Source organism: Kitasatospora sp. NPDC085879, assembly GCF_040686255.1.
In the GTDB taxonomy this organism is placed as follows: domain Bacteria; phylum Actinomycetota; class Actinomycetes; order Streptomycetales; family Streptomycetaceae; genus Kitasatospora.
Genome location: NZ_JBFBJZ010000189.1, coordinates 1 through 1777, shown reverse-complemented (window position 1 = coordinate 1777; position 1777 = coordinate 1). Strand labels below are relative to the sequence as shown.

At 69.8% G+C, this 1777-nt stretch carries 1 protein-coding gene; it reads left to right on the top strand.

What is annotated here, in order from left to right; all coding sequences use genetic code 11:
* Positions 1–38 precede the first annotated feature (38 nt).
* The gene (locus AB0P35_RS42035; RefSeq protein ID WP_363521873.1) at positions 39–1742 is read left to right on the top strand and encodes an IS1182 family transposase; all 1704 of its coding nucleotides are present in this window, start codon (positions 39–41) and stop codon (positions 1740–1742) included.
* Positions 1743–1777 lie beyond the last annotated feature (35 nt).

Sequence of the window (1777 nt, the reverse complement as noted above, 5' to 3'; positions counted from 1 at the left end):
AGGACTCCGTTGGGAAATCCGCAAAGCGGTGATGGCGGATGGTTCCGGCTGCCAGGATCGGGCTTGTTGTCGGTCAAGGGGGTCGGGTGTCGCTGGAGTCGCGGCGGGATGTCGGGGTGCCGGAGCTGACCGCGCGGGTGGTGCGGGCCTCGTTTCCGAAGGGAACGCTGGCGATCCGCCTTCGGGACGCGCTGGGGCCGCTGCTCGAGGACGGGTCGTTTGCGGAGGCGTTCCCTGCTCGGGGTCGGCCGGCGGTCTCGCCCGGGGCTTTGGCGCTGGTGTCGGTGTTGCAGTTCGCGGAGGGGCTCAGCGACCGGCAGGCCGCCGATCAGGTGCGGGCCCGGATGGACTGGAAGTTCCTACTCGGACTGGAGTTGGACGATCCAGGCTTCGACTTCACGGTTTTGGGCGACTTCCGGGCCCGGCTGATCGAGCACGGTTTGGAGGAGAGGGTCCTGGACCTGGTCCTGGAGCGGATCTCCGCGCTCGGGCTGCTGCGGGCAGGCGGTCGCCAGCGCACGGACTCCACCCACGTCGTGGCCGCGGTGCGGGTGCTGAACCGGATGGAGTTCGTCGGCGAGACCCTGCGCGCGGCCTTGGAGGCCCTGGCGGCGGCCGCTCCGCAGTGGCTGGCCGGGCTGGTGACTGCCGACTGGGTCGAGCGATACGGAGCCCGGATCGACTCCTACCGCTTCCCCAAGGGCGAGAACGTCCGGCAGAAATGGGCCGAGCAGGTCGGCCGGGACGGCTTCGCTCTTCTGGAGGCGGCCCTCAGCCCCGGCGCGCCCGCCTGGCTGCGGGAGATCCCGGCCGTCCAGGTCCTGCGCAGGGCCTGGGTCGAGCAGTACCACCGCGACGGTGAGGGGGTGCGATGGCGGGAGGGCAAGGACCTCCCGCCGGGCAGACGCCGCCTGGCCTCGCCCTACGACCCGGCTGCCCGCTACAGCGTGAAGCGGGGCTCGGGCTGGTGCGGCTACAAGGCCCATCTGAGCGAGACCTGCGAGCCCGACGCCCCGCACGTGATCACTCATGTTGTCACCACGGACGCGACGGTTGGTGATACGGAGGTGACCGAAGCGGTCCATCAGGGCCTGGCCGCACGGGAGTTACTGCCGGACGAGCACATCGTGGATGCCGGCTACGTCACCGCCACGCACATCGTTCACGCCCGCGACGAGCATGGCATCGACCTACTGGGGCCGGTCGGTCTGGACACGGTCCACGAACGGCATGAGGGCGAGCACATCGCCCAGAGCGCCTTCAGCGTCGACTGGGACGCACGGAAGGTCACCTGCCCGCGGGGAGCGGTCAGCGTCAGCTGGTCCGACCAGCGCAAATCCAGCGGCACCCCGATCACCCGCGTGCACTTCGCGCTCCAGGACTGCGGCCCCTGCCCTGCTCGAACGCAGTGCACCAAGGCTGCGAACGGCACATACGGCCGGAGTCTCACCCTCTTGCCCCGCTCACAGCAACAGGTTCTCGAGCAACGACGCCACGAGCAGCAGACCGACGAGTGGAAGAGGCGGTACGACATCCGAGCCGGCATCGAGGGAACGATCTCGCAGGCAGTCCGTCGCACCGGCATCCGCCGCACCCGCTACACCGGCCCGGCCAAGACCCACCTCGGCAACGTCCTCGCTGCCACCGCGATCAACCTCGTCCGCCTCGACGCCTGGCTCGCCGGCACACCCCTCGGCAAGACCCGCACCTCACATCTCGCCGCCCTCGACCTGGCAGCCTGATCCCCGGCCCGGTTTGCGGATTTCCCAACGGAGTC